The organism is Cellvibrio japonicus Ueda107 (assembly GCF_000019225.1).
GTDB classification, from domain to species: Bacteria; Pseudomonadota; Gammaproteobacteria; order Pseudomonadales; family Cellvibrionaceae; genus Cellvibrio; species Cellvibrio japonicus.
Map to the genome: position 1 here is coordinate 1,300,861 of NC_010995.1, position 22,054 is coordinate 1,322,914.

20 protein-coding genes and 2 pseudogenes are annotated in these 22,054 nt (G+C 52.8%); 20 read left to right on the forward strand and 2 right to left on the reverse strand.

Translation table 11 applies throughout. The features are described from left to right. Positions 1–771 carry a type I methionyl aminopeptidase gene (gene map, locus CJA_RS05420; protein ID WP_041551152.1) on the reverse strand — a complete coding sequence of 257 codons (771 nt, stop codon included), beginning with the start codon at positions 769–771 and terminating at the stop codon, positions 1–3. Positions 772–1,082: 311 nt separating this feature from the next. Between map and CJA_RS18555 the strand changes: the two genes are divergently transcribed. Genes CJA_RS18555 through CJA_RS05435 form a run of 3 tightly spaced genes read left to right on the forward strand, consistent with a single transcriptional unit; the run spans position 1,083 to position 3,169 of the window. After that, on the forward strand, positions 1,083–1,571 hold the full coding sequence (locus tag CJA_RS18555; protein WP_012486754.1) for a hypothetical protein: 489 nt from the start codon (positions 1,083–1,085) through the stop codon (positions 1,569–1,571). 51 nt (positions 1,572–1,622) lie between these two features. Continuing rightward, positions 1,623–2,249: a superoxide dismutase gene (locus tag CJA_RS05430; RefSeq protein WP_012486755.1), complete on the forward strand. Its 627-nt coding sequence runs from the start codon at positions 1,623–1,625 to the stop codon at positions 2,247–2,249. Then, entirely contained in the window at positions 2,249–3,169 is a 921-nt protein-coding gene (locus CJA_RS05435) for a ZIP family metal transporter (protein ID WP_012486756.1), read from the forward strand. The genes CJA_RS05430 and CJA_RS05435 overlap by 1 nt, the downstream gene beginning before the upstream one ends. 96 nt (positions 3,170–3,265) lie before the next feature. Here the strand turns inward: CJA_RS05435 and uxuA are convergent. After that, positions 3,266–4,454: pseudogene (uxuA, locus tag CJA_RS05440) on the reverse strand (mannonate dehydratase). A gap of 384 nt (positions 4,455–4,838) precedes the next feature. Between uxuA and rpsB the strand changes: the two are divergent. From rpsB to rnhB, 17 genes and pseudogenes are all read left to right on the forward strand, one after another. Continuing rightward, on the forward strand, positions 4,839–5,579 hold the full coding sequence (rpsB, locus tag CJA_RS05445) for a 30S ribosomal protein S2 (RefSeq protein ID WP_012486758.1): 741 nt from the start codon (positions 4,839–4,841) through the stop codon (positions 5,577–5,579). Between the two features lie 124 nt (positions 5,580–5,703). After that, positions 5,704–6,576: a translation elongation factor Ts gene (tsf, locus tag CJA_RS05450; RefSeq protein WP_012486759.1), complete on the forward strand. Its 873-nt coding sequence runs from the start codon at positions 5,704–5,706 to the stop codon at positions 6,574–6,576. Positions 6,577–6,710: 134 nt separating this feature from the next. Continuing rightward, on the forward strand, positions 6,711–8,234 hold the full coding sequence (locus CJA_RS05455; protein ID WP_012486760.1) for a hypothetical protein: 1,524 nt from the start codon (positions 6,711–6,713) through the stop codon (positions 8,232–8,234). 56 nt (positions 8,235–8,290) lie between these two features. Next, complete coding sequence (locus CJA_RS05460; protein ID WP_012486761.1) at positions 8,291–8,830, forward strand: type III secretion system chaperone family protein; 540 nt, start codon at positions 8,291–8,293, stop codon at positions 8,828–8,830. Between the two features lie 122 nt (positions 8,831–8,952). Further along, positions 8,953–9,687: a UMP kinase gene (gene pyrH / locus CJA_RS05465; protein ID WP_012486762.1), complete on the forward strand. Its 735-nt coding sequence runs from the start codon at positions 8,953–8,955 to the stop codon at positions 9,685–9,687. Further along, positions 9,687–10,244 (forward strand): annotated as a pseudogene (gene frr / locus CJA_RS05470) (ribosome recycling factor). The gene pyrH and the pseudogene frr overlap by 1 nt, the downstream one beginning before the upstream one ends. A gap of 118 nt (positions 10,245–10,362) precedes the next feature. Next, positions 10,363–11,112 (forward strand): polyprenyl diphosphate synthase, encoded by a 750-nt coding sequence (gene uppS / locus CJA_RS05475; RefSeq protein ID WP_012486764.1) that lies wholly within the window; start codon positions 10,363–10,365, stop codon positions 11,110–11,112. Then, on the forward strand, positions 11,105–11,944 hold the full coding sequence (locus tag CJA_RS05480; protein ID WP_012486765.1) for a phosphatidate cytidylyltransferase: 840 nt from the start codon (positions 11,105–11,107) through the stop codon (positions 11,942–11,944). The genes uppS and CJA_RS05480 overlap by 8 nt, the downstream gene beginning before the upstream one ends. An 8-nt stretch (positions 11,945–11,952) precedes the next feature. Beyond that, positions 11,953–13,149, forward strand: coding sequence for a 1-deoxy-D-xylulose-5-phosphate reductoisomerase (gene ispC / locus CJA_RS05485; protein WP_012486766.1), 1,197 nt, complete (start codon positions 11,953–11,955; stop codon positions 13,147–13,149). Between the two features lie 26 nt (positions 13,150–13,175). Beyond that, on the forward strand, positions 13,176–14,549 hold the full coding sequence (gene rseP / locus CJA_RS05490) for a sigma E protease regulator RseP (protein ID WP_012486767.1): 1,374 nt from the start codon (positions 13,176–13,178) through the stop codon (positions 14,547–14,549). Between the two features lie 70 nt (positions 14,550–14,619). Next, positions 14,620–17,262 carry an outer membrane protein assembly factor BamA gene (bamA, locus tag CJA_RS05495; protein WP_012486768.1) on the forward strand — a complete coding sequence of 881 codons (2,643 nt, stop codon included), beginning with the start codon at positions 14,620–14,622 and terminating at the stop codon, positions 17,260–17,262. A gap of 116 nt (positions 17,263–17,378) precedes the next feature. Then, entirely contained in the window at positions 17,379–17,849 is a 471-nt protein-coding gene (locus CJA_RS05500; protein ID WP_012486769.1) for an OmpH/Skp family outer membrane protein, read from the forward strand. 18 nt (positions 17,850–17,867) lie between these two features. Continuing rightward, positions 17,868–18,893 (forward strand): UDP-3-O-(3-hydroxymyristoyl)glucosamine N-acyltransferase, encoded by a 1,026-nt coding sequence (gene lpxD / locus CJA_RS05505; protein ID WP_012486770.1) that lies wholly within the window; start codon positions 17,868–17,870, stop codon positions 18,891–18,893. Between the two features lie 34 nt (positions 18,894–18,927). Continuing rightward, complete coding sequence (gene fabZ, locus CJA_RS05510) at positions 18,928–19,365, forward strand: 3-hydroxyacyl-ACP dehydratase FabZ (RefSeq protein ID WP_012486771.1); 438 nt, start codon at positions 18,928–18,930, stop codon at positions 19,363–19,365. Positions 19,366–19,439: 74 nt separating this feature from the next. After that, a complete protein-coding gene (gene lpxA, locus CJA_RS05515; protein ID WP_012486772.1) occupies positions 19,440–20,210 on the forward strand; it encodes an acyl-ACP--UDP-N-acetylglucosamine O-acyltransferase in 771 nt (256 codons plus the stop codon). Between the two features lie 67 nt (positions 20,211–20,277). Then, entirely contained in the window at positions 20,278–21,432 is a 1,155-nt protein-coding gene (gene lpxB, locus CJA_RS05520) for a lipid-A-disaccharide synthase (RefSeq protein WP_012486773.1), read from the forward strand. After that, positions 21,429–22,043 (forward strand): ribonuclease HII, encoded by a 615-nt coding sequence (rnhB, locus tag CJA_RS05525; RefSeq protein ID WP_012486774.1) that lies wholly within the window; start codon positions 21,429–21,431, stop codon positions 22,041–22,043. The genes lpxB and rnhB overlap by 4 nt, the downstream gene beginning before the upstream one ends. The last annotated feature ends 11 nt before the right edge of the window (positions 22,044–22,054 follow it).

A 22,054-nucleotide genomic window follows, 5' to 3' on the forward strand; every position in this document is an offset into this window, starting at 1 on the left:
TCAGAATACTTCGTCGCTGCGCCTGGTCAGGATTTCCACCCCGTCTTTGGTAACCACCATGGTGTGTTCCCACTGTGCAGAGAGACGGCCGTCTTTGGTTTCCACAGTCCAGCCGTCAGCTTTGAGCTTGGTGTTCGGCTTGCCGGCATTGATCATGGGCTCGATGGTAAAGCACATGCCTTCTTTTAATTCCATGCCGGTGCCGGGGCGACCGTAGTGAAGGATTTGCGGATCTTCGTGGAAGACCTTGCCGATACCGTGCCCGCAGTATTCGCGCACGACCGAGTAGTAATTGGCCTCAGCATGCTGCTGGATTACATGACCGATATCGCCCAGACGGCAACCGGGCTTGACCAGCTTGATGGCTTTGTACATGCACTCCTGGGTGACATTGACCAGGCGCTCGGCATGGGGGGCCGGTGTTCCCACAAAATACATAGCGCTGGTATCGCCGTGGTAGCCCTCGTAAATCACCGTGACATCAATATTGATAATGTCACCGCTCTTGAGGATTTTTTTCTCGGAGGGGATTCCGTGGCAGACAACCTGGTTAACCGAGGTGCAGATGGATTTGGGAAAACCGCGATAGCCCAGGCAGGCGGGAATCGCTTTTTGCACATTAACGATATGGTCGTGGCAGAGCTTGTCCAGCTCAGCGGTGCTAACCCCCGGCTGCACATGGGGGCCAATCATTTCGAGCACTTCTGCCGCCATACGACCGGCAATGCGCATTTTCTCGATTTCTTCCGGGGTTTTAATAGTCACTGACATGGGTTCGGGCAATCTCGGCATCTATGGCCCCTGGCTTGGAAAATGGCCTTAGGGCGTGGCGAAAATGCCGCATTCTATACGATTCAGGCCTTTTTGGACCAAAATCAAAAGCAATTATCCCGCTTAACCATGACTATCTATATCTATTGCCTAAAATTGTTGCCATAAGCTATCAAATGGAAAAATTATTCTTTTGTTATTGATAATCACTTGTATTTGTGGGTGAGTGACGCTACCTTTGTCAAGGATGTGCTTTGACCAAAGTGGGTTTTGATCCAAGTAACGGTTCGCTATGACAGTAAGGGCCCGCCATGTATGACCACGTTGAATCGCCTGGAGATCACCAACTCGCTTTGAGTGCGTGGAAGCAGGCTATTCAACTGGGGAATCAGGCACTCACCGACAAGCTTATGGAAAAAGCGCGAATTAACTATCAGGTTGCCCTGCACATGGCACGCGCCATGGCGAGAGCGACCAGCGATTGGGGCACAGGGATTTCCGTGCTGCAGACCGACAGGATCATGGCTGCATGGGTAGTGACCCAGCATAACCTGGCGGATTTGTATGTGCAGATCGGGTTATTGGGCCGTGCCGCTGAACATCTGTGTGACGCGCACGAATTTATCTTTGGTCTACGCAATCATCCGATGGATGCAGTGGCTGATCTGGCGTTGCGGCATTTGCGCATTACCGGTATGGAGCTGATGGTATTTCTCCAAAAGTATGGCGATTATCCCCGGATTAGCCAAACGCTCTGGGCGACCCAAATACCCTTCTCCCCATTGTCACCAACGCAGTGAACCAATCCTTTATCGATACAGTTTTTATTGGGTGCAGGAATCCTGAATATTATGACTTATACACTTCCCCCGCTTGATTACGCCTACGATGCCCTTGAGCCTCACATCGACACTAAAACGATGGAGATTCACCATACCAAGCATCATCAGACTTATATCAACAACCTGAATGCGGCCATTGAAAATACCGATTACCAGTCGCTCAGCCTGGAACAATTGCTTACCGGCATCCCGTCATTGCCGGAAAAGTTGCGCGATGCGATTCGCAACCATGGCGGCGGCCATGCTAACCACAGCCTGTTCTGGAAGGTGATGTCCCCTGCGGGCGGCGGCGAGCCCGGCGGCGCGCTGGCGGCGGCAATCCAAACTGAGCTGGGTGGGTTGGAGGCGTTCAAGCAAGCCTTCACGGCAGCGGCGCTGACCCGTTTTGGCAGTGGTTGGGCGTGGTTGTCGGTTACCCCGGCCAAAACCCTGGTTGTTGAAAGCACGGGCAATCAGGATAGTCCCTTGATGCAGGGAAATATCCCGATCCTCGGGTTGGATGTGTGGGAGCATGCCTATTACCTGCGCTATCAAAACCGTCGCCCCGAGTACATTGCCGCTTTTTACAACGTGGTTAACTGGCCTGAAGTTGAGCAGCGCTACCAAGCTGCACTTGCACAAGGATCGGCAACTTAATGAGTAAGGCGACCTCTGGTGGGCATACTGGTTCAGCTGCTGCTTTTCTTGATTGGATCAAGGCATCGTTATTCCGCCGCACATTGGGTTTACTCATCAACCTGATTGGATTGGTGGTATTGGTTTATACCTGTTGGGGCAAATTGCAGGTTATGCCCAATGTGCCGGAAGCATTGGTCGGTGGATTGATTGCGGCGGGATGTACAGCATTGGGAGCCGCATCGATTGTGTTTTTTCGCAATCTATCTGCCAGGATTCTGGATAGTTTGCTGGGCTTTGGGGCGGGCGTGATGCTGGCCGCATCGGTTTTTTCATTAATATTGCCCGGCCTGGATGCCGCCAGGGGATTAGGCATGGGCAGTTGGCAGGCCGCGTGCACCCTGGGGGTAAGTGTGCTGTTCGGCAGTTGCCTGATGTTGTTTATCGACAGCCGTTTGCCCCATGAGCATTTCATCAAGGGCGTGGAGGGGCCTGTATCAATCATCAGGCGCACCTGGCTTTTTGTATTTGCCATTACCCTGCACAACCTGCCTGAAGGGCTTGCCATTGGCGTTGCTTACGCCAGCGGCCCGGAGGTTGGCAAGCCATTGATGACGGGTATTTCCATTCAGGATATTCCCGAGGGGTTGGTCGTTGCGATTGCGTTGGTTGCGGCGGGATATTCGCGTACCAAAGCCATGTTAATTGGCGCTGCATCGGGTTTGGTTGAGCCCCTGGGGGCGGCCCTGGGCGCAGGAATTGTCAGTCATTCAGTGCTCTTGCTGCCCTGGGGGTTAGGGTTTGCTGCGGGGGCAATGCTGTTTGTTGTCAGCCATGAAATCATTCCCGAGTCCCACCGCAAAGGCCATGAGATCCATGCCACCAGCGGCTTAACTATCGGGTTTATTTTGATGATGATCCTCGACAATGCCTTTCAATAAACTGCCGATCAATACATTGATCGGCAGTTTATTCAGGGCGCGCTCCTTCACGAAATAAATACGCCCTTTATGGTCGATGGTTTAATACCATTATGATTATGCCCTGCGGCGGCGCAGGCTGGTCAGTGCGTGAATAACACCGCGCAATTCCGCCAGCCCCTTCATGCGGCCGGCATAGGAATAGCCGGGGTTGATACCCGGTTTGCCTATTTCGTCGCCCATCAGGTGGCCGTGGTCGGGGCGCATGGCGATAGGCGGTAGTTGCGCCCTGTTGGCGGCGGCGGTCTTCCTCGTCCAGCAGGGCCTCCACCAGGCCAACCATGTCGTTATCGCCATCCAGGTGGTCAGATTCGTAGAAAGAGCCATCGTCCTCTCGCTTGATATTGCGCAGGTGCACAAAGTAGATGCGGTCGCCAAATTCGCGCGCCATGGCCACCAGGTCGTTGTCGCAGCGGGCGCCGTAGGAGCCGGCGCAGAGGGTCAGGCCATTGGCGGGGCTGGGTGCGGCCTGGAGCAGGGCGCGGGCGTCATCGGCGGTGGATACCACCCGCGGCAGGCCAAACAGCGAAAAGGGCGGGTCATCGGGGTGGATCGCCATGCGAATCCCCACTTCCTCCGCCACCGGGATAATCTCGCGCAGAAAGGCAAACAGGTTGGCGCGCATGCCCTCGTTGCCCAACCGGATAAACTGGTCGATAGCGGCGCGTATGCCTTCGCGATTATAGGAGCCCTCGCCCCCGGGCAGGCCGGCAATGATGTTCTTTTCCAGTAACTGCTTTTCCTCATCGCCCATGGCATCCAGGCGAGCCTTGGCCTTGGCCAGCACCTCGGGTTGGTAATCCGCTTCGGCGCCGGGGCGCTGGAGGATGTAAGCGTCATAGGCGGCAAAGTCGCTCATTTCAAAGCGCAGCGCCTGGCTCTTGTTGGGCAGGGTGTAGCTCAGGTTGGTGCGGGTCCAGTCGACTACCGGCATAAAGTTGTAACAGACATCGTAAACACCAGCGGCAGCCAGGTTGCGCAGGCTGGTTTTGTAATTCTCTATGTAGGAATGATAGTTGCCGGTGCGGGTTTTAATGTCGTTGTGCAGCGGCACACTTTCCACCACTGCCCATTCCAGTCCGTGATCCTCGATCATCTTTTTGCGCGCTTGTATATCGGCCAGGGGCCAGGCTGCGCCCGTGGGGATATGGTGCAGGGAGGTCACTATGCCGCTCGCACCGGCCTGGGCAATATGTTGCAGGGAGACGGAATCATTGGGGCCAAACCAGCGCCAGGTTTCTTTCATACTGCGGTAATCTCGTGAAAATGGTGGAAACGGCAAATGAGCAGTTGTTTAGCTACTAGTATACAAGATGCTCATTGTATGGCCTAGTATCCAAAGGGTTAGATATTAAAGAAGTATGATGACCGCCAGATAGCAGATTCCTTGGGTTCAGGGATAATTTTTGATGTATTTGTCGGTTGATTTGTGGTATAAAGCGCGCCTCTTTTCGCCCGGCCTACTTAAACGGTGGGATAAACGGTGTGAAAAGACCCCAAATCCGTCCTTGGGCGGTATCACTGAACGTCACACATGCACCGACACGCGAAACCTGGGTGCCCCCGCTGCGGCTGGGGTTGGTGAGCGGGGTGTGTGGAGGCCTAACCCGTAATAGATAGGAACTTTGCTATGCCACAAGTAAGCATGCGCGATATGCTGTCCGCCGGTGTCCACTTTGGTCACCAAACCCGTTACTGGAACCCCAAGATGGGCAAATACATCTTCGGCGCCCGTAACAAGATTCACATCATTAACCTTGAGCACACTGTACCAGCGTTCAATGAAGCCCTGAACCTGATCACCCAAATGGCAGCTCAAAAGAAAAAAATCCTGTTTGTGGGTACCAAGCGCGCTGCGCAAAAGACCATCAAAGAGCAAGCAGAACGCGCTGGCCAGCCGTTTGTTAGCCATCGCTGGTTGGGCGGTATGCTCACCAACTACAAAACCATCCGCGCCTCTATCCGTCGCCTGAGCGATTTGACTACCCAAAGTCAGGACGGCACTTTTGCCAAACTGACCAAGAAAGAAGCCCTGATGCGTTCCCGTGACATGGAGAAGCTTGAGCGCTCCATCGGCGGTATCAAGGGTATGGGCGGTCTGCCCGATGCCATGTTCGTGATCGATGTGGAACACGAGCGCATTGCCATTCAGGAAGCTAACAAGTTGGGTATCCCTGTTATTGGTGTTGTTGATACCAACAGCAGCCCTGAAGGTATCGACTATGTCATTCCCGGCAATGATGACGCCATTCGCGCTATCAAGCTCTATGCAACGGCTATCGCCGATGCCTGCCTGGAAGGCTCCAAGTCCTCTGCATCTGTACCTAACAAAGATGAGTACGTTGCTGCTGAAGATGGCGCTGCTGAATAAGTTCAGGCGTCATTAAACGACCATAAAGTTCCCGCACACTTCGTGTTCGGGAGTTGTCGGAAGAGGGGGCTAGGCCCCCTTTTTTCAACCGGTTTTTTGAACATATTTGATTGAGGAATACACCATGAGCGCTGTTACCCCCGCACTGGTAAAAGAACTGCGTGACCGCACTGGCCTGGGCATGATGGAATGTAAAAAAGCCCTGGGTGATGCCAATGGCGATATCGAGCTGGCGATTGAAAACCTGCGCAAGGTTTCCGGTTTGAAAGCGGCCAAGAAAGAAGGCCGCACCGCAGCTGACGGTGTTGTTGCTGTGAAAGTGGCTGCTGATAACAGCTACGGTGTAGCAGTAGAAGTTAACTCTGAAACTGACTTCGTTGCGCGCGATGCCGGCTTCCTGGCGTTCGTGAACAGTGTGGTGGAAAAAGCCTTTGCCGCCAAGCAAACCGATGTTGCTGCGGTTATGGCTGGCGAGCTGGAAATTGCCCGCGAAGCCTTAGTGCAAAAAATTGGTGAAAAAATCAGTGTGCGCCGTATTAACCTGGTAGAAGGTGGTGTGGTTGGCGGTTATGTCCACCTGAACAACCGTATTGCGGTGTTGGTGCAACTGGAAGGTGGCAGCGAAGACGTTGCTAAAGATGTTGCTATGCACGTAGCTGCTGTTAATCCACAAGTGGTTAGCGCTGACCAAATGCCAGCCGACGTTGTTGAGAAAGAAAAAGAAATCATCCGCGCTCAACCGGACATGGCCGGCAAGCCCGCTGAGATCGTTGAGAAGATGATTGTTGGCCGTATCAGCAAGTTCCTGAAGGAAGCCAGCCTGGTTGACCAGCCTTTCGTTAAGAATCCGGAGCAAACCGTTGCCCAGTTTGCCAAAGCGGGCGGTGCAACCGTTAAGAGCTTTGTGCGCCTGGAAGTGGGCGAAGGCATCGAAGTGGCTGTTGTGGACTTCGCTGCTGAAGTGGCTGCGCAAGTGGCTGCCTCTGCCAAGTCGTAATTTCTCCCGGTGAGATAAAAAAGCCCTGTATTGCAGAATGCAGGGCTTTTTTATTCTGGCTATACTCTGCGATACCACCCGCGGCGCGCTTTATCGCCTCTTAACCTGTTAGATGGTCGAAAGGATTTAGCAATATGCAAACCCAAGCGCACGCCCCCGCAGAATCATCCGGACAACATCTACCTCATCAGCAATCCACTCCATTATCGACCCAACCGCAAGCCAGCTTCGACGATGCCCGCCCATTAATATCACAACTCAAGGCCGCCCAGGCCGGTATGGGCGCCAGCCTCCATAACCGTGGATTGCAGTCCCTGCAGGCAAAAATGGTGTCCGGTTCATCCCTGCAAATGAAAAAGGCTGCAGCTACCGGATCGTCATCCCCGGTTGTACAAATGGGCGGCTGGGAATGGCCGTCCTGGCTGCCGTGGGGCAAGAAAAAGGAAGATCCTTATAAAGATCTTTCGCCCCAGGACAGGCGTTTGGCACAGATTACTGATTCGATACACGAGGATGAGCGGGCAGCAGACCAGCTGCGCAGACATGGCCAGCATGTGGATCATGAAGGATTAAGTAATGTCGGGCGGCTCCATGCCCATAGGGCGCGTGTGCGCGATGCTGCCGATACACCCACGAGTCGAACCCTGCTTGAAAAAGTCGATAGTGTGGGCGGTGCGGGTTCTTTTGTCGGTGGGCAGGCCGTTACCCTGGGGAATCTGCTGGGCGATGACAAGCTTGGATTTGGCGGCGCGGTTACCAAGGCGTCGGGTGAGGGAGTCGGTGTTGTTGGTTCGCTGATCAATGCGGGCATAGGCATTCATGACATAGCCACCTCAAAAGAGCAACGAGGTGATAAGGCTATAAAAGGGGTTGGGGTGGCAGGTTCCCTGGCCAGTGCAGCCCAGTCTGGTGCCAGTGGCCTGGGTACCGTTTCCGGGCTGTTGCCAAATGTTGGTGGGCTGTCCAGTGTGGCTGGGGCGGCAAGCTCTGTTATTGCGCCGGCCGCGATTGCCAAGAGCGGTGCGGATGTGATTACCGGATTGGCAACCGGAGGTCTGGCCCATTACCGGAGTAATAAATTGGCTGCCATGCAAAATGATTATGGCAACAGTCAGCATGGTATTGCCAAATATGCCAGTGATAACCAATGGACCAAGGCCAAAGCCAATTATGGCAAAGCCTTCGGTGGTGCCCTGGGGGTAGCGGGTGGCGCTGTGCTCTTGGCGGCGGGACTGTCGAATCCTATCGGCTGGGGCCTGTTGGGTGGCGCTGCTGTGGTTGGACTGGGATTGGCTGCCTACAAGGCCTACAAAAAACACCAGATGGGCAAAAAACTGAAAGAGGATGGGAATTATCGCGGCATGCTGGCCGGAAACCATATTGTGGTTCCCGACCAGGTTCCCCGGCAGGGATTTGGCGATTACTTTAAAACAGAATCGATGCGCAGGAATGAAAATGTCAGGGGGCAAATTGCCACGCACCTTGCGCAAAGTGAAGGCAGGAGGTATTCGGATGATGAGCCAAATGAGTCCGCTCAAATTGTCAATTATCTCGGTGTAAAGGAAGCACGTAAAGCCAGTGCGTTCGACAGGCTTCTGTCAGGGGGAGATGATGAGCAGCAGCGCGCCAAGGCAATTGCGAAAGGGCTGGATTTCTAAGCTGCGATAAGCGGTAGTGATAAACGTGGTGCTGATAATAGAGCAGGATTATCCCAATGGCAGTAACAACCGATTATGGCGCGCAATTAGCGCATTTTGCACAAGCCCTGGAGGGAGAGTCCTTTGCAAGTCGCCTGGTTCCGGAAACAGCGGACGGGCCTGCAACCCTGTTGGTAGCCCTGGCAATGGAGGGGCATCCGCAAGGCGGGTTGCAACTGGAGCTGTCGTTCCTTCCCGCTATGGAGTCCCAGTTGGCCGGCTTATCCCTGCTGCAATGTTTTGTCGCTATTGCGGGTGTCACCCATGAGGGTAAACCTGAATTGCGCCGCGCCCTGGCCAGTATTAACCGGTTTAGCCCTATCAATGGATTTGGTCTCCTGGAGCATCAGGGGATTTTGTATTTCCGGCATACCCTCATGCTGCTCCCCGGGCAGCAGCTCAATGTCCCTTTGGTAATCCAGACTGCCTGGCTGATCAGCTATCTGTTGGAGTTGTTTGGCCCGGGACTCAGCCAGTTAGCTGGGCAGGGCGGCTCACTGGAAGATGCCTTCAAGGGGCATGAGTTTGCGCATCTGATCCTGGGTGATCTGGCGTAACCAGATCACCCACCGGGCTTTTCTGTCATCCCCTCCTTTCCGATTTCTGCTACACTGCACCGATTTTTTGCGCCCTGGCTTACGCGGCGTCACGCGCCTAACCTTTTGTTTGGAGAGGAAATATGTCTGGCCCACGAGATAAGAAGTACAAACGCATTCTGTTGAAGTTAAGCGGCGAGGAGCTGATGGGCACAGAGGGTTTCGGTATAGATCCGAAAGTCCTCGACAAGATGGCATTGGAAATCGGTCAGTTAGTCGGTATAGGCGTACAGGTGGGCCTGGTTATCGGTGGCGGTAACCTTTTTCGCGGCGCAGCACTGAGTGCGGCAGGACTGGATCGTGTGACCGGCGACCATATGGGCATGTTGGCAACCGTAATGAATGCCCTGGCCATGCGCGATGCCCTGGAGCGCTCCAATATATCTTCCCGGGTGATGTCGGCGATTCCCATGAGCGGTATTGTTGAACACTATGATCGTCGCCGCGCTATTCGCTTTTTGAGCAGTGGTGAGGTGGTGATTTTCTCTGCCGGCACGGGTAATCCCTTCTTTACCACAGATTCTGCCGCCTGTTTGCGCGGCATTGAGGTTGAGGCTGATATCGTCCTCAAGGCCACCAAGGTCGATGGTGTGTATACTGCCGACCCCAAAAAAGATCCGACGGCTACCAAGTATGATCGCCTGTCCTATGATGAGGTGCTCGACAAAAAACTGGGGGTGATGGATCTGACGGCCATTTGCCTGTGCCGCGACCATGATATGCCTGTGCGCGTATTCCGCATGAACAAAACCGGTGCCCTGCTCAACATTGTGGTGGGCGGTGATGAGGGCACACTGATCGAAGAGGAAAAAAAGTAATGATTAATGACATCAAGAAAGACGCAGAGCACCGCATGAAAAAGGCGATTGAAGCCTTGGGTACCAACTTTAAATAAATCCGTACCGGCCGCGCTCACCCGAGCTTGCTGGACGGTGTTCGCGTCAACTACTACGGCACCGAAACTCCCTTAAGCCAGGTAGCCAATATTAATGTGGAAGATGCCCGTACCCTGTCGGTGAGCCCTTGGGAGCGCAACCTGGTGCCCGATATTGAAAAGGCGATCATGAAGTCTGACCTGGGCTTGAATCCCTCTACCAATAACGGTTTGATTCGCATTCCCCTGCCGATGCTGACCGAGGAAACGCGCAAGAATTTCATCAAACAAGCCAGGGCAGAAGCGGAAAATGCCCGGGTGGCGGTGCGCAATGTGCGCCGCGATGTGCTGGCAGATGTCAAAGCCCTGCTGAAAGACAAGGCGATCAGTGAAGACGACGAGCGCCGTGCCCAGGACGATATCCAGAAAATCACTGACAAGTTCATTGCCGAGGTAGACAAGGCCTTGTCTGCCAAAGAAACCGACTTGATGGCAATCTAACCTCCGTTGCCCGGACATGATGTCCGGGCTCCTGATTCACAGACCTTACCTGTGACCAGCCGATAACAATCACAACAGGCTTTCTATCCCTGACCTCATTCGCTGCCGGGAGACATGCGTGACCCATAACAAGCTTCGTCATGTGGCCATCATCATGGATGGCAACAACCGCTGGGCCAAGCAGCGGGGTATGCCGGGTGTATCCGGTCACAAGGTTGGTGTTGAACGCATTCGCGATGTCATGGCGGCCTGCCAGGAGCTTGAGGTTGAAGTACTCACGGTATTTGCCTTCAGCAGTGAAAATTGGCGGCGCCCCCCCAAAGAGGTGGACGCCTTGATGTCACTGTTCCAGTTGTACCTCAAGAACGAAGCCAAGGCGCTAAAAAAGAAGGACGTCGCCTTGCGTGTTATCGGTAATCGCAGCCGTTTTTCTCCCTCTATCCAGCAGGCCATTGCCAGTGCGGAAGCGGTAACCCGGGGCGGCTCAACCACCCTGGTGATTGCTGCCGATTACGGTGGCCGCTGGGATATTGCCCAGGCGGCACAACACTTGGCAGGGCAGGTAGCCAGAGGTGAGTTGTCGGTAGATGAAATTGATGAACACAAGCTGGACTCCCTGACCAGCCTTGCTGATCTCCCGCCCCTGGATTTGTTGATTCGCACCGGAGGGGAATTGCGTATCAGCAATTTCCTCCTCTGGCAGGCCGCCTATGCAGAGCTTTATTTCAGCGATAAATTGTGGCCGGACTTCGATGGCAGTGAACTTAAGCGGGCCGCAGAAAGTTTCTACAGTCGCCAGCGCCGTTTTGGGATGACGGGAGATCAAATCCTGGCGGCTGATACTTCTGTGGGGGCCGTAGATGCTTAAGCAGCGCCTGATTACTGCCTTGGTACTGGCAATCATTTTCCTGGCCAGTCTGTTTGTGCTGCCAGCGGGTTACTTTTCGTTTTTTATTGGCGCCGTGTTATTAATCGGTGCCTGGGAATGGTCATCCATGTCCGGTTTCCAGGCCATATGGCAGCGGTGCCTTTATGCTGTGGTATTGCTGGGGTTAATGCTGGCGGCGGCGACCTATTTCGGTTTTAGTGGCGAAGCCCGTCCGACCCTCGATGAAACCTCAATCCGCGATTTGCTGGTGGCGGGATGTGTGTGGTGGGCCCTGGCCCTGCTACTGGTGCAGGGCTACCCAAGTAGCGCCATCCTGTGGGGCAACCCCTGGGTGCGCCTGCTGATGGGAATCCCCGTATTGTTGCCTGCCTGGGTTGCTTTGGTATATCTGCGCCAGCAAGACTATGGCGCCTGGCTGGTATTGCTGTTGATTCTGGTGGTTGCCCTGGCAGATAGCGGTGGTTATTTCGCTGGTCGTCGGTTTGGCAAACACAAGCTTGCGCCTCATGTCAGTCCGGGAAAAACCTGGGAGGGATTTGCAGGAGGGCTGGTGGCTAACCTATTGTTGGTCCTGGTATTAGCATTGGTATCATCCTGGCAGTGGCTGCTATTGCTGGTTGTCATAGTGCCGACCAGCCTGGTATCGGTCCTGGGGGATTTGCTGGAGAGTATGGTGAAACGCCATGCCGGATTGAAAGACAGCGGCAATATCCTTCCCGGCCATGGCGGTATCCTGGACCGTATTGATGGCATCACGGCCGGCGCCCCGGTATTTGCACTCGCACTGCTTGCCTCGGGCATGGTGGCCTAGAGGTTTTTATGGGCAGACCGGAATCCATCACGGTTTTAGGCGCTACTGGCTCCATTGGAGTTAGTACCCTGGATGTGATCTCGCGCCATCCCGAGCGCTACCAGGTCTATGCCTTGACTGCAGAGCGGCGCTGGCAACTCCTGGCGACCCAATGCCTGGAACATCAACCGCGTTATGCGGTGATTCGCGATGCGGATTCTGCCGGCCTGCTGGAACAGGAATTGCGCAAGCAGGGGTGTTTGACAGAGGTACTCTATGGTGCCGACGCCCTGGCGTCGGTTGCCGGGGCGTCTGAAGTGGATATGGTTATGGCCGCCATTGTGGGCGCCGCTGGTCTGTTGCCAACCCTGGCGGCCGTTAAGGCTGGCAAAAAGGTGCTGTTGGCGAATAAGGAAGTGCTGGTGATGGCGGGTGGGTTATTTACCCAGGCTGTTGCCGAACACGGGGCGCAATTGCTGCCTATCGATAGTGAGCACAATGCAATCTTCCAGTGCTTACCCAATCACCGCCCCGATTATTTACAGCAGGGATTGATATCCAGTGGGGTCCGTAAAATCCTGTTGACGGCTTCCGGCGGCCCCTTCCGTAATACCCCGATACACGAATTAGCCCGGGTGACTCCGGAGCAGGCCTGTGCCCATCCTAATTGGTCGATGGGGCAAAAGATCTCGGTTGATTCTGCCAGCATGATGAATAAAGGGCTTGAGCTGATTGAAGCCTGTTGGCTGTTTAATACGTCCCCGCGCCAGGTTGAGGTGGTTATCCACCCGCAGAGTGTTATCCATTCCATGGTGGAATACATTGATGGCTCGGTATTGGCCCAGTTGGGTAATCCGGATATGCGCACGCCCATTGCCCATGCCCTGGCATGGCCCGAGCGTATTGAATCCGGCGTAGCGAGCCTGGATTTGATCATGACCGCACGCCTGGATTTTTCTGCTCCGGATGTGCAGCGCTTCCCGTGCTTGCGTTTGGCGCAGGAGGCGGTGGTTAGCGGAGGGAATGCACCTGTCCTGTTAAATGCCGCTAATGAAATAGCGGTTGCGGCGTTCCTGGAGCGTCGATTGGGGTTTGATCAGATTCCACGCCTGATCTCTTCCGTTATGGACGCGATTCCCTTTAGCGAACCGGAAACCCTTGAGCTTGTCCAAGCCGCCGATGCTGAAGCCAGAGCCGTGGCTATGCAGCTGTTGGCCCGTTGGTAATCGCCTATGCCTGTTGAGGTGAGTTAATGTCACTAGAGAGTCTTCTTTCCTTTATTCAGACCCTGGCTTCCTTTCTGGTTGCCTTGTTGGTGCTGGTGACGGTACATGAGTTCGGGCATTTTTATGTGGCGCGCCGCTGTGGTGTCAAAGTACTTCGATTTTCTATCGGTTTTGGGCGGGTTCTCTGGCGTCGTTATGACAGCCAGGGGACAGAGTATGCTTTTGCGGCCCTGCCTCTTGGCGGTTACGTCAAAATGCTCGATGAGCGTGAGGCACCGGTTGCCCCGGAAGAGCGACATTTAACCTTTAACCAAAAAAATGTCTGGCAGCGCATTGCCATAGTGGCCGCAGGGCCCATCGCCAACATTATTCTGGCGGTGTTGCTGTTTTGGGTGCTGCTGGTTCCCGGTTACAAGGATATGATCCCGGTCATTGATTCTGTTGAGCCCGGTTCTGTTGCTGCCGCCGCTGGCCTGGAAACAGGGCAGGAGATCCTCGCTATTGACGGTAAGCCGACACCGACCTGGCAGGCGTTAAACCAGGTATTACTGGCCAGACTCGGGGAGACCGGCCCCATCAGCTTTCGTGTGGCTTATCGCGACTCCCATTTTCAGTATGACTCCGAAACCCAGCTGCAGGATTGGTTAAAAGGCGCTACTGCCCCCGATCCGGTGGCCGGGTTGGGGATTACGCTTTACTTGCCAAAAATACCGCCTATAGTGGGCGAGGTTTTGTCGGACAGCCCTGCCCAGTTGGCGGGTTTTCAAGCTGGTGACTCTATTCAGTCCGTTGATGGCCAGGTGATTGACGATTGGCAGGCGTGGGTAAGCTATGTACGCCTGCATCCCGGGGTACCATTGCAAGTGCAGGTTCTGCGTGCGGGTGAGCCCTTGGCTATCAGCCTTATTCCCGGCTCAGTAGACGAAAGGGGTAAGAAGATTGGACGTGTAGGTATGGGAGTTCAGCCCTATACCATGCCGGATGAGTTAATCCGCCAGTATGAATATGGGGTTGGCGGTGCATTTATCGCCGGGGTGAGCAAAACCTGGGACACCGCAGGGTTTGTACTGCTGTCCATCAAAAAGCTGATACTGGGAGAAATCTCCACGAAAAACTTGAGTGGCCCCATCACCATTGCTAAGGTGGCGGGCTCTTCAGCTGAGTCCGGCCTCAAGACATTTGTTGGCTTCCTGGCATTATTAAGCGTATTCCTGGCCGTGTTCAATTTATTGCCCATACCGGTTTTGGATGGCGGCCATTTATTTTATTACTTCATTGAAGTAATTAAGGGAAAACCGGTGTCCGAAAGGGTTCAGATGCTGGGGTATCAGCTTGGGCTCTTTGTAGTCATCAGCCTTACCCTGCTGGCGCTCTATAACGATATTACGCAGTTGGGATAAAACACCTGCCTGTTTGAGCTGAGACCAACCTTCATTGATGATTAGAACAGAATATATGATGCGAGTTTTGATGCGTTTTTTTTGCTGCCTGCTGGCGTTTTTTTTATCGGTTGCTGCTCAGGCTCAAAGTTTTCGGGTTAGCGACATTCGCGTTGAGGGCCTGCAACGGGTTTCTGCAGGGACTGTCTTTAGCGCCCTGCCGATCCGGGTCGGCGACACCATCACCCAATCCGATATTCAAAGTGCTACCCGCGAGTTGTTCAAGGTTGGTTACTTTTCCGACGTCGCTGTAAAGCGTGATGGCGATGTATTGGTGTTGGTGATCAAGGAGCGCCCCGCCATCAACAAGATTGAGCTGGAAGGTAACAAGGCGATTAAAACGGAAAACCTGATGGACAGCCTGAAGGACAATAATTTGTCTGAAGGACAGATTTTCCAGCGCGCCACCCTTGAGGGGATCACCCAGGCACTCCAGCGCGAGTATGTGAACCAGGGGCGTTATGGTGCCAGCGTTAAAATAGAAATTGAGGAGATGCCGCGCAATCAGGTTAAAGTCCTGGTGAAAATTGACGAAGGCAGTCCCTCGCGCATCAAGCAAATCAATATTGTCGGCAACCAGGCATACAGTGATGAAGAACTGGTGGATTTGTTCGAGTTGAAATCGACCGGTATGTGGTCCTGGCTTAATGGTAACGACAAGTACAATCGCGAAAAGCTTAAGGGGGACCTGGAGCGTCTGGAATCCTGGTATCTGGATCGAGGCTACCTGAAATTTAAAATTGATTCATCACAGATATCGTTAAGCCCGGATAAGTCCAAAATATTTATCACTGTAAATATCACCGAAGGCGATATCTACAAAATCAGCGGTGTTGATCTGGCTGGCGATCCAGCGATCGATGAGCGAATTATCCGCGCCATGATTTTAATGCGCGAAGGACAAACCTTTTCGCAAATCCTGATGACCACTTCGGAAGAGTACATCACCAAACGCCTGGGTAATGAAGGTTATACCTTTGCCAAAGTGGAGGGTATGCCAGAGCGTAATGACGAAGAAAAAACGGTAAAAATCACCTTCTTTATCGATCCGGGCAAGCGTGCTTACGTCAACCGTATCAATTTCCGTGGCAACACCAAAACCGTTGATGAAGTGTTGCGTCGTGAGATGCGTCAAATGGAAGGGGGATCAGCTTCTACCGCACAAATTGAGCATTCCAAGGTTCGCCTTGAGCGCCTTGGCTTCTTTAAGGAAGTCAAGGTTGAAAACAAAGAAGTTCCCGGAACCTCGGATCAAATCGATGTTGAATATACTGTTGAGGAACAGCCATCCGGTAGTATGGGGTTGCAGATAGGTTATGCCCAATATTCCGGGCTGCTGTTCTCCGCCAGCATCCAGCAGAACAACTGGTTTGGTACCGGTAAGCAGGTAGGTTTCAGCTTCAGTAAAAACCGTTATCAAACTGCCTACAACTTTAACTACAACGATCCTTATTTTACGCCGGATGGGGTGAGTCGCGGATTCAGTGTTTACTATACATCCAGTGATTATGGTGAATACAACATTACGCCATACAGTACTAACGTCTATGGCGCCAAGGTTAATTTCGGATACCCTATTTCCGATATCCAGCGAATTGGATTTGACTTCGGCCTGCGCAGCCTTGAGGTTGTGCCAACCCGTTATTCGTCACAGGAGATTATTCGCTCACCCGTATGGGATGAAAGCGTTGGTTATATCTCGCAAAGTGACAACTACACATTGCTGGAGAAGTATGCTGCGGGGTATGACTTCCCCAGCGGTACCTATGAGTCGCAGGCATTTACCGAAGACATGCTTAATGCCCCAGGCTTTATCGACCTGTATGGTGATACTTTCAATGATGCACAGTTCAGTGTCTATTGGCTGAGGTCCACACTCAACCGCGGTATATTGGCTAACCGGGGTGCATCGCAAAACCTGTCCCTGGAAGTATCACTACCCGGCGGTGACCTTGAATATTACAAAATTAATTACAGTGGCCAATTGTTTGTCCCGCTGACTCGTGCACTGACATTGCGTTTACATACTCGCCTGGGGTATGCGGCAGCCTATGGTGATTTAAACGAACTCCCCTTTTTCGAGAATTACTATGCCGGTGGCTTTGGTTCTGTAAGGGGCTTCGAACGCAATACCCTTGGTCCGCGCAGTACACCGCAGCGCACCTATGTCACCACAGCGACCACCTGGGATGATATTAATGTCGATGGTATAGCCCAGCAGAACGAGATTTCTGACATGGCTTATGTCCTCTGTGAAGATCCGGATGCACCTGGTTCCGGCAGTAGTAATGCGGCCCAGGTGTGTGAGCCGGGCAAATTGATGACCGAAATCACCGGCAATACCTACATTGGCCGTAACCGTGGTGCGTTTGGCGGTAACGTACTTATCCAGGGGGGGGCCGAGGTTCTGTTCCCGCTGCCATTCATCAAGGACCAGCGCTCACTCCAGACGACTTTCTTTGTGGATGCCGGTAATGTTTTTGATACGAGTTGCGGTGCTGGCCAGTTAAACTGCTATGATATCGCCGCTGAACGTCTCAATGTCTCGGTCGGTTTCGGTCTAACCTGGATTTCTGCGTTTGGTCCTATGACATTCAGTATCGCTGAGCCAATCCGTGAAAATGAATATGATCGTAGCGAAGTATTCCAATTCTCCCTGGGACAAACATTCTAGGAAAACACAAAGCCCGGCCTCCCCGGGCTTTGGTGTAGTTAATAACCACTGTTAATTTTTATAGAGGGTAGTGTTGTGCTTATAACAAAAAAGTATTCGCAGTACTGGCGCTGACTATGATGCCGGTATTTGCCTGGGCCCAAGGCAAGGTTGTAGCGCTTGACCCGCGCGGTGCCGTTATGGCGACCGCTGTGGCTAAAACCAAGATTGAAAAAATGCAGAAGAATCCCGAGTACGCGGCAGCCAAGGCAAAGCTGGAGGGGTTAGCGGCAGATATCAAGGCACTTCAGGCAACCTTCCAGAAAGATGGCATGACCTGGAGCGAAGAAAAGCGCGCTGAATCTGAAAAGAAAATGCAAAGTATGGGTGCTGACTACCAGTTCCAGGGTAAAAAGTTGCAAGCTGAACAACAGGCTGTTGTGCAGGAAGTGATGCAGGAATTGGCTCCCAAGCTGGATGTGGTCATCAAGCAATTGATCGAAGCTGAGAACATTGCATTGATCGTTGATGCCAATGCCATTATTGCGGTTAAGCCAGAAGCTAATATCACTGCAAAAGTTACTGAACTGCTTAACAAAGCCAAATAATCGATAGCAGGTATTGGTTTGAAGCGCTCTTATTCCCTGGCCGAACTGGCTCGTTATCTGGATGCTGAACTAAAGGGCGATCCGGACTACGAAATAAGGGCGCTTGCCACCCTGCAATCAGCGAGTGCTCACCAGCTTGGTTTTATCGCCAATCCTGTCTACCAAAAGTACCTGGCTACCACCCAGGCGGGTGCTTTGCTCTTGCGTCCGGATTTTTCCGAGTACTATTCCGGTCATCAGCTACTGGTAGCAAATCCCTACCAGGCCTATGCACACGTATCGGCATTGTTCGATCCCAGTGTTGAATTTTCGCCAGGCATACACCCCACCGCAGTGATAGGTGATGGCTGCCACCTGGGGCATGGTGTGTCCATCGCAGCCCATGTGGTGCTTGGGGCCAATGTCAGTTTGGGCGATGGTGCCGCCTTGGGGCCAGGCACAGTGATTGGCGATGATTGTCACATAGGTGCCAGGACTCGCCTTGCCGCCAATGTCACCCTTTACCAGGGGGTCAGCCTGGGGGATGACTGTATTCTCCATGCCGGTTGTGTATTGGGTGCAGACGGTTTTGGTTTTGCGCCTTCAGCCGGGGGCTGGATTAAGATCCACCAGCTTGGCAGTGTCGTGGTGGGTAATCGTGTAGAGATAGGTGCATCTACCTGCATTGATCGCGGTGCACTGGATGATACCCGTATTGAAGACGGTGTTATTATCGATAATCTGGTGCAAATCGCTCATAATGTCCGGATTGGCAAAAACACCGCAATCGCCGGGCATACGGCAATCGCGGGCAGTACCCAAATCGGTGCCAACTGTACGATTGCAGGAGCGGTTGGCATTGTTGGGCATTTGCACATCACCGACGGTGTTCATATCACGGCGATGACCCTGGTAACGCATTCAATTGATAAACCGGGTTCCTACTCATCGGGTACCCCCATGAGTCAGACCCGGGAATGGCGGAAAAACGCAGCGCGATTCCGTCAACTGGACGGACTGGCAAATCGTCTGATTAAAATCGAGCGCGATCAAAGCGCCGAATAAACTATTTTTATTCATTGGCTTGGGGTCTTGGACCATGATGGATGTAAACGAAATTCGCGAATATCTTCCACACCGTTATCCGTTTCTGCTGGTAGATCGTGTGGTGGAATTGGTCGAAGGTGAGTCCATAATTGCGTACAAAAATATCACCGTTAATGAAGAAGTATTTAACGGGCACTTTCCACAAAACCCGGTATTTCCCGGTGTCATGATCCTAGAAGCTATGGCTCAGGCGTCGGGCATTCTGGGGTTTAAAACCATGGGCAAGAAACCGGAAGACGGATCTATTTATCTGTTTGCCGGTGTTGACGATGTGCGCTTCAAACGCCAGGTTGTTCCCGGCGATCGTCTGCAGCTTGAGTCGCGTGTTATTTCTGAAAAGCGCGGCATTTGGAAATTTGAATGCAAAGCAACCGTTGATGGCGTATTGGCGGCATCGGCAACTATTTTGTGTGCAGACCGTAAGGTTTAACTGTTTCCGATTCCCATCTCCACCGTGTTTCACCGGTTAGGTTTGTTGCTTCCAAAGACAGAGAGTTTTTCATCTTGATCGATCCCCACGCTATTATTGATCCTCGCGCCCGCCTTGCTCCCAATGTGCAGGTGGGGCCATGGACTTATATAGGCCCCGATGTGGAAATAGATGAAGGAACGGTGATTGCCTCTCATGTGGTAATCAAGGGGCCGACACGGATTGGTAAACATAACCGCATATACCAGTTTTCTACGGTGGGTGAGGATACTCCCGACCTGAAATACAAGGGTGAGCCAACACGGCTGGTTATTGGCGATCACAATATTATTCGCGAAGGGGTAACCATCCATCGCGGTACAATCCAGGATCGTCATGAGACAACGATTGGCAATCACAACTTACTGATGGCATATGTGCATGTGGGACATGACAGTGTCATTGGCAACCATTGTATCCTCGTCAATAACGTGGCCCTGGCGGGGCATGTGCATATTGATGATTGGGCGATCCTCAGTGGATACACATTGGTTCACCAGTTTTGCAAAATCGGTGCGCACAGTTTCTCCGGTATGGGCAGTGCTATAGGTAAGGATGTACCTGCTTATGTGATGGTCAATGGAAGCCCGGCAGAAGCTAAAAATATCAATGCGGAAGGATTGCGCCGGCGCGGGTTTAGTAAAGAAGATATTGCAACGCTGACACGTGCCTATAAAGTTATTTATCGCCGCGGTTTGACCCTGGATGAAGCTTTGCAGGAGCTGGAATCTTTAGTGGCGAGTTGTGCGCCTCTGCAAATTCTGCTGGATTCTTTGAAGCAATCTACCCGCGGTATCGTAAGATAAGTTCCCGCTGGCAGCGCAGCCGCCAGTATCGCTGTTATTAATCGACTGATAAATTCCGGAGGCTCTGGTGTCTGGACACCTGCATATTGGTATTGTTGTCGGCGAAGCGTCAGGCGATATTCTGGGGGCTGCCTTGATGACGGAACTGCGCCGTCATTTTCCCAATGCGGAGTTCTCTGGCATCGGTGGCCCGCGCATGCTGGAACTGGGGTTCCATTCCTATTTTCCACAAGACCGTTTAGCGGTGATGGGATTAATTGAACCGCTGAAGCGCCTGCCCGAGCTGCTGCGTATTCGCAAGTTTTTACGCGAGCATTTCACTGCTAATCCGCCCTCCGTATTTATTGGCATAGACTCTCCCGATTTCACCATTCCGCTGGAGGGGGCCCTTAAGGAAAAAGGTATTAAGACGGTCCATTATGTCAGCCCTTCGGTGTGGGCCTGGCGGCAAAAGCGCATTATCAACATTGCACGCAGTGTTGATTTGATGTTGACACTCTTGCCATTTGAAGCCAGGTTTTATGAAGAGCATGGTGTTCCGGTAGAGTTTGTAGGCCATCATCTGGCAGATGCCATTCCCGACAATGTCGATAAAACCGCTGCGCGCCAGTTATTAGGGCTGCCGGGGCAGGGGCGTATAGTCGCACTCTTGCCCGGTAGTCGCAGCAGTGAAGTAGAGCGTATGGCGGAATTGTTTTTCCGTACCGCCGTGTTTTGCATAGAACAAGACCCCAGTCTGCATTTTGTTGTCCCTGCGGCAAATTCCGATCGTTATCGTCAGTTGCATATTGAACTTAATGATTTTGTGGATTTTCCCATCCATCTGGTAAATGGGCATTCGCAGGATGCTATGGCGGCTGCCGATGTACTGTTAGTTGCTTCAGGTACCGTTACCCTGGAAGCCCTGCTACTGAAAAAACCGATGGTTGTTGCCTATAAGATGGCGCCTTTGACGTACCGGATTCTATCATGGCTGGTGAAAACACCTTTTGTGTCCCTGCCCAATTTACTGGCGCAGAAAATGCTGGTGCCTGAGTTATTGCAAGATAAGGCAACACCTGAGGCCCTGAGTGCCGCAGTGATGAATTATTTTGAGAATCCGGAGCAATCCATGGCTGTTAGCCAGACATTCGCCGATATGCATCGCGAATTAAAATGTAATGCCAGCGCCCGCGCTGCTGACGCTATTGCCCGTTTGATTAAACCCGCGGAGGCATCATGAGCCAGTTTGAGCCTTTTATCAGTGTGTATCAGGGCCATTTGCTGGCAGGTTGCGATGAGGTTGGACGGGGCCCTTTGGCCGGTGATGTCGTTGCGGCAGCAGTTATTCTTGATCCTGGACAATCGATCATCGGCCTGGATGACTCCAAGAAACTGACGGAAAAGAAACGTGAGCAACTATTTGATGAGATCCGTGCAAAGGCACTCAGCTGGTGTATCGCCCGCGCCAGTGTTGAAGAGATAGATCGCCTTAATATCCTGCAAGCCAGCTTGCTGGCAATGACCCGTGCTGTACAAGGCTTGGCGATACAACCGGAACATGTGTTGGTGGATGGGAATAAATTGCCCAAATGGCATTATTCCGCAGAAGCGGTGGTGAAAGGGGATAGCCGGGTGGCGGCGATCAGTGCTGCATCCATATTGGCCAAAGTCACGCGCGATCGGGAAATGGTGGAAATGGATAGCTATTACCCCGGTTATGGCTTCGCGGGACACAAGGGGTATCCAACCAAGGTGCATCTGGATGCACTGGAGCGGTTGGGGGTGTCGCCTATCCATCGCAGCTCTTATGCCCCTGTAAAAGCCCGCTTGGAACAGATGAATTTACTTTAATTTCTATTATT